1 protein-coding gene and 1 pseudogene are annotated in these 6,809 nt (G+C 70.4%); both read right to left on the minus strand.

What is annotated here, in order from left to right; genetic code table 11:
* A pseudogene (locus DBR34_RS23485) lies at positions 1-2,309 on the minus strand (hypothetical protein); the annotation flags it as partial.
* A gap of 3 nt (positions 2,310-2,312) precedes the next feature.
* Positions 2,313-6,809: Ig-like domain-containing protein (locus DBR34_RS16315; RefSeq protein WP_181394040.1), on the minus strand; the 4,497-nt coding region annotated here is incomplete at its 5' end.

The following is a 6,809-nucleotide window of genomic DNA, read 5'->3' on the forward strand; positions in this document are numbered from 1 at the left end:
TAGCCGAGGAACTCCGCGCCGTATTCCTGGATCGGCTGGCCGGTGTCCTGGCGGGCCACCGAGAAGCCGGCGTCCACGTCGCGCCACCACGCGCCCACGCTCCAGTCCTGTGCGGTCCAGCCCAGCTCGCGCAGGTTGGCACGCGCTTCCACCGCGCTGGCCGTGCCCGAGCGCCGCCCTTCGTACGGGTTGCGCCGGATGAAACTCAGGCCGCCGTTGTCGGAATAGAAGACGGGTGCGGCGGTGGCATCGGTGCGGGTCTGTTCCACTTTCAGGTAGGTACCGCGCCCGGCCTGCAGGGTCAGGTCGGCGCCCTTGAGGCTGTAGTTTTCGCCGCTGCGGTTTTCGTCGATCCAGGTGCCGCCGATCGCCACGTGGTCGCCGATCCACTGGCGGCCGCGCGCACCGTAGGTGACGTCGTCGCTGCTGAAGCCCAGCGGCACGTATTCGTAATCCACCAGCAGCAGCTGGTCGTAGCCGTCCAGCGGCATGTCACGGGTGATGCTGCGGACGTTCTCGCGGGTGAGCTGGGCCAGCGGCCGGGTCAGGATCAGGCGGCCCTGCAGGTCGTCGATCTCGTAGTCCACGCCCTCCTGCAGGGTGGCGCGGGTCTCGGTGCGCCCGGTGGTGCGGTCGCGCACTTCCAGCACCACCTGCTCCGAGCCGGGCAGCACGTCGGTGTGGCGCAGGTAGTACAGGCTGCCGCCGGTGCCGAGGAATTCGCTGTGCCCCGGTGCCGACTGCGCTTCGGAGCCGAACACCTTCAACTGCGAACGCGCCTCGCCCAATGGCGTGGCCTCCAGCGAGCGCCAGTTCAACGCGCCGCCGTACAGCGAGCGCACGTACTGGCCGTACTCGGTCCCGGTGATGCCGGTGGCGTAGTTGCCCCACAGCGCCTGGCTCTGGTCCCAGTCCACGCGCAGGTACAACCGGCCCTGCGTGTCCACGTCGCGGTAGGTGGTGGAATCGTCGCCGTACACCGGGTAGTACAGGTCCGGGTCGAGGCGACGGAACACGTCCTGTGCATCGGCCTGGGTGAAGTCGCGGAACAGGTACTTCAGCTCGCGGTCCTGGGTATCGGCCTGCGCGGTCACCAGGTACTTGCCGCGCATCTTGCCCTTCAGATAGAAGGCCAACCGGCCGTCGCTGAGGAAGCCATCGGTGTCGCGGTCGTCGGCGGCCAGCGGCTGTACGTTGCCGCTGGCGCTGTTCCTGGACAGCGTCACATCGGCGATGGCCACCAGGAACAGGTAGCGCCCGGTCACGTCCACGTCCAGCTGGCGTTGCGCCGAAGGGGCATCGCGCGCTTCCACGCTGACGTCGTAGCGGTGCTGGCCCACCGGCTCCAGGAACTCGGCGGCGAACTTCTGCTCCAGGTCCACCGGGAAGTCCTGGCCGTTGATGCGCACCCGGCTGTTGGGTTCCAGGTTGCGCCCATACAGGCGCACGCGTGAGCCGTGGATGGGAATGTTCTGCAGTCGAAGCGTGCTCTGCCCGTAGATGCTGTTGCTGACCTGCAGGTCCTGCGCGCTGTCGCCGTCGAGCGCCTGGCCCAGCGTTTTCTGCACGTTCTCGCGGGTCACCTGCAGGCCGCGGTCGAAGTCGGCCGGGGTCACCAGCTGGATGCGCTGGATGCGGGTCTCATCGAACGCGCCGCCGGCACCGTAGGCGCGCGCCACGTAAATCAGGTCATCGCCGGTGCGCAGCTTGATCTGCTCGGGCAGCGTGCCATCCCATTCTGCGTCGCCCACGTAATCGGCCGGCAACGGGATCCGCGCCAGCGGGGTGACCAGGTCGGTGTCGGTGCCGCGGTACAGCGTTACCTCCAGCTTCTGGATGAAGGAGGCGTAGTTGTTGTAGCTGTGGAAGCGCAGCGGGCGAGTCACCCGGCCGTTCTCGAACGGCACCGTGGCCGCCGCCTGTACGCTCAGGCTGGGCGGCACCATGGTGGGGTCTTCGGTGGCCCACACCACGCCGCCGTTGGGCAGTTCGGCCATGAACTGGCCGCCGGGGCCGGCGACATCCGGCGTGGTGGCCGGTGCCAGTGGTACCGCAGTGGCCGCGCGCGGATCGACGCGGCCGGGCAACGGCAGCACCGCCGCATCGTCATCGCCGATGCGCAGCAACAGGCCGTCGTCGCTGCGGCAGCTGTCGTCCTGGCAGCGGATCGCATCCGGTGCAGTGGACGGCAACGCCGTCTGGGCGATGGCCGGCACGGTGGCCAGCAACAGCGCCGTGCCCAGCGCAAGCGGCGCGCGGCGAAGAAGAATCGCGGTCCAGGTCGAGGGTCTGCTCAGGGTGATATCCATGGGTCAACGCCCCTCCCGGTTGGTGCGGTCCGCGCCGGGAGGAGGCTCGGGTGGATCGTCCAGCCGCAGCCGGTGCAGCGTGCTGCCGTCGCCGCCCACGACCTCGATGTGGCTGGCGGCTGCAATCGCTGCCGGCACGCGCGTGGCCAGCGCCGTCTGCACCACCTGAGCACGCAGCCGGGCCAGCGCCTCCTGGCCCGAGGCCGCGGTGAGCAGCACACGGCCGCCACCGCGCGTGACCAGCGCCTGTGCCGCCTTGTCCAGCACGGCGTCGCGGCTGGCATCCAGGCGTGCGCTGCCGGGCGCGAACAAGGCGTCGCCCAGGTCGATCCGGACCGGCCGGGGCGCCGTCGCGTCGCCGGGCGATGCGGTGCTCAGCGCGCCATCGGGCATGCGCACGCCGAAGTCGAAGCGGGCCGGCAGCCCGGGCGTGATCCGCCGCACCAGCGGGTTGGGCGTGGTGAAGCGCGCCCCGCTGGGCAGGGTGGACGGATCCACCTTGAGGATGAAGTTGCGCCCGCGTGCCTGGCCGCCCGGGATGCCCACCAGGTGATAGCGGCCGAAGGCATCGGTCTCCATCAGCAGGCCTTCCACCGCTGCCACGCGCACGCCGGGGATGCCCCGCTCGCCCGGATCCTGCACGCCGTTGCCGTTGCGGTCGTCGAACACGCTGCCGATGATCAGGCTCTCGTCGAGCAGCGGATCGGTGGTGATGTCCACGTCGGCCGAGGCCACGTTGCCGATGCTGCGGTTCTCGCCATCGATGGCGGTGATGCGGTTGGTGTGCACGCCCGTGCCGGTGCCTGCGCCGACGCGCAGGTAGTACACCACCGTGGCGCGCTCGCCCACCGGGATGTCGATGCCGTCGATGCGCAGCGGCTGCACGCCGCTGGTGCGTGCATCGTTGTCGCCGTCCTGCACCGCGAAGCCACCGCGGACGAAGGTGAAGCCCGGCGGCAGCGTGTCCAGCAGGGTGGCGCCGTTGGCATCCACCTCGCCCACGTTGTCGATGGTCACCGTGTACCGCACCAGGTCACCGATCTGCGCACTGCGCTTGGCCGCCACCTTGGTCAGGCGCAGCACGGCCTGCTGGCCGGCCACGGTGACGGCCACGTTGGCGTCGGCGCACAGCGCGGTGGGAATGGACACATCGCAGACCCGGTAGCGGAAGCTGTCGGTGCCGGCGAAGCCTGCGGCGGGCGTGTAGCTGCACAGGCCATTGGCGCACTGCGCGCTGCCATGGGCCGGTGCGGTCACCACCTGCAGCGAGGCCGGGTCCAGCGGCGCGCTGCGGGCGCTGTCGTTGGCCAGCACGTCGATCTGCACGGGCGCCGTGCTGTTCACCGTGATCGCGTCGTCCACCAGGGTGAGCACGTTCGGCTCCACGGTCACGGTGACCGTGGCGGTGGCGCACATGGCCGGGTCGGCCACGTCGCACACCTGGTAGTCGAAGGCCTGTACGCCGGCGAAGTTGGTCAACGCGGCAAAGCGGATACGCGCGCGCGGCAGCACCGTGGCCGTGCCATACGGCGGCGGCGCGGTGATGGTCACCGTCACCGTATCCGGATCGATCGGCGTGCCGTTGACGCGGTCGTTGCCCAGCACGTCGATTTCGATCACGCCGTCCTGCGGCACCTGCACCTGGTCATCCTCGGCATCCACGCCGGGCGCGGCGGCGATGACGGTCACGCTCACCGTGCCGGTGTCGCACACGGTGGGCTGGTTGAGCAGGCACAGGGTGTAGGTGGTGCTGTAGCTGCCCGGTGCCAGCCCGGCGGCCACGTCCACCCAGCCGTCCGCGCTGAAGGTCAGCGCATTGGTGGCCACCGGCGCGAAGCTCACCTGGGCCGGGTCCAGCGGCGCGGTGTTGAAAGTATCGTTGGTAAACACATTCACCACGCGTGCCTGCCCGGCCGGCCCGATCGGACCGGCGCTGTCGTCCACCGCCAGCAGTGCACCCACCGGCCCCTGCACCAGTACCGTGGCGATGGCGGTGGTGCAGTTGGTCGGCACGCCGTTCTCGCAGAGCTGGTAGGCAAGCTGCACCTGGCCCGGCTGCACGCCGGCGGCCACCATGATCTGGCCCTGGTTGTTCATGGTGTAGCCCGGCGTGCTGCCGGTGAGGCTGGCCACCACGCTGCCCACCGGCGGCGGCGACACGTTGTTGAAGCTGTCGTTGTCCAGCACCGAGCGCGCGATGGTGCCGCCCACCGACGGGTCCACCGGCGTACTGGTGAAATCGTCGTTGACCGACAGCACCACGTTGGCCGACCCGGACAGCGTGAGCGTGACGCTGGCCGTGCCGCACTGCGCGCTGTACGGCGCCGGCAGGCAGACCTGGTAGGTGAAGATCACCGGCCCGGTGGTGCCCGACGGCGGCGTGTAGCTGAAGCTGCCATCGGCGTTGAACACCAACCCGGCCACCGCGCCGCTGGTGAGGGTGTAGAGCGCGCCGGGCGGCGTGTTGTCGTTGGACGACACGTTGCCAAGGGTCGGGCGCCCGGCCGGGGCGGTGACGCTGTCGTTCTGCGGGGCCGGGGTGATCACCAGGGTGACGCCGGCGGTGGTGCAGTTGGCCGGTGCGGCCGCTTCGCAGACCTGGTAGGTGATGAGGGTGGCGCCGGAGGCAACGCCGGTACCCACGCCGATCGTGCCATCGGGGTTGATGGTGATGCCGGCCGGCGCGCCCACCAGGCTCAGGATCACGTCGCCGGGCGGCGGCGGGCTGACCCCGTTGAGGCGGTCGTTGGCGAGCACGCTGGCCGACGAGGTGGCACCGGGCAGCACATCGGTGAGCACATCATCGCCGGCCACCAGCGTGCCGTTGTTGATGTTGATGGTGACCGTGGCGGTGCCGCAGCTGGCCGCATACGGCGCCGGCAGGCAGGCCTGGTAGGTGAAGCTGACCGGGCTGGGCGTGCCGCCCGGCGGGGTGTAGGTGAACGCACCGGTGCTGGCCAGGGTCAGGCCGGCCGGTGCCGGGCCCAGCACGGTATAGACCGCCGCGGCCGGCATGTTGTCGTTGCTCGCTACGGTGGTGGCCAGCGTCTGCCCGACCGGTACCGAGTACGCATCGTTCTGCGGGGCCGGGCTGACCACCACGGTGACGCTGGCGGTGTCGCAGTTGGCGGGCGCGGCGGCTTCGCAGATCTGGTACGTGAGCGCGGTTGCACCGGACGTAACGCCGGTCGACACGCTGATCCTGCCGTCGGTGCCGATGCTGAAGCCCGCCGGCGCACCGACCAGGCTCAGCAGCACGTCGCCCGCGGCCGGCGGCGACACCCCGTTGAGGCTGTCGTTGGCCAGCACGCTGGGCCCGGAAGTGCTGCCCGGGGCCACGCCGGTGAACGTGTCATCGCCGGCCACCAGCTGGCCGTTGTTGATGTTGATGGTGACGATGGCGCGTCCGCACAGGCTGGCATTCGGCGCCGGCAGGCAGACCTGGTAGGCCACGCTGACCGGGCCGACCACGCCGATCGGAGGGGTGTAGGTGAAGCTGCCGTTGGCGTTGAACGTCAGGCCGGCCGGCGCGGTGTCCTGCAGCGTGAACTGCGCACCGGGTGGCGTGTTGTCGTTGGCGGCCACGGTGTTGGACAGGGTCTGCCCGGCCTGCACGGCGTAGGCGTCGTCCTGCGGCGCCGGGGTGACCACCACGGTGACGCTGGCGGTATCGCAGTTGGACGGCGCGGCTGCTTCGCAGATCTGGTAGGTGATGGTGGTCGGCCCGGAGCCTACGCCGCTGCCCACGGTGAGGGTGCCGTCGGGGTTGAGCGTGAAGCCACCCGGCGCACCCACCAGGCTCAACAGCACATCGCCCGCGGCCGGCGGCGACACCCCGTTGAGGCTGTCGTTGGCCAGCACGCTGGTGCCGGTGGTGGCGCCGGGCAACACACCGACCAGCGTGTCATCGCCTGCGCTCAGGGTGCCGTTGTTGATGTTCAGCGCCACCGTGGCGGTGGCACACAGGCTGCCGTTCGGCGCCGGCAGGCAGGTCTGGTAGGTGAAGCCCACCGGCGACACCGCACCGGCCGGCGGCGCATAGGTGAAGCTGCCATCGGGGTTGAAGGTCAGGCCCGGCGGCGGCATGGCCTGCACGGCCCAGGTGGAGCCGGCCGGCATGCTGTCGTTGGTGGCCACGCTGTTGCTCAGCGTCTGCCCGGCCTGCACAGAGAACGCGTCGTTCTGCGGGGTCGGGCTGACAATGACGGTAACGCTGGCGGTGGCGCAGTTGCCCGGCGCGGCGGCTTCGCAGATCTGGTAGGTGAGCGTGGTCGGGCCAGCGCTGACGCCGGTCGCCACGGTGATCGTGCCGGTGGGCGTGATCGCAAAGCCTGCCGGTGCACCGACCAGGGTCAGCAGCACGTTGGCCGCGGCCGGCGGCGACACCCCGTTGAGGCTGTCGTTGGCCAGCACGCTGGCCGCCGAGGTGGTGCCCGGTGCGACGCCGCTGAGCGTGTCGTTGCCGGCCAGCAGCGTGCCGGTGGCGATGTTGAAGGTGAC

Origin of the sequence: Stenotrophomonas sp. HMWF003, assembly GCF_003061285.1 — a bacterium.
Classification (GTDB): Bacteria; Pseudomonadota; Gammaproteobacteria; order Xanthomonadales; family Xanthomonadaceae; genus Stenotrophomonas; species Stenotrophomonas maltophilia_AP.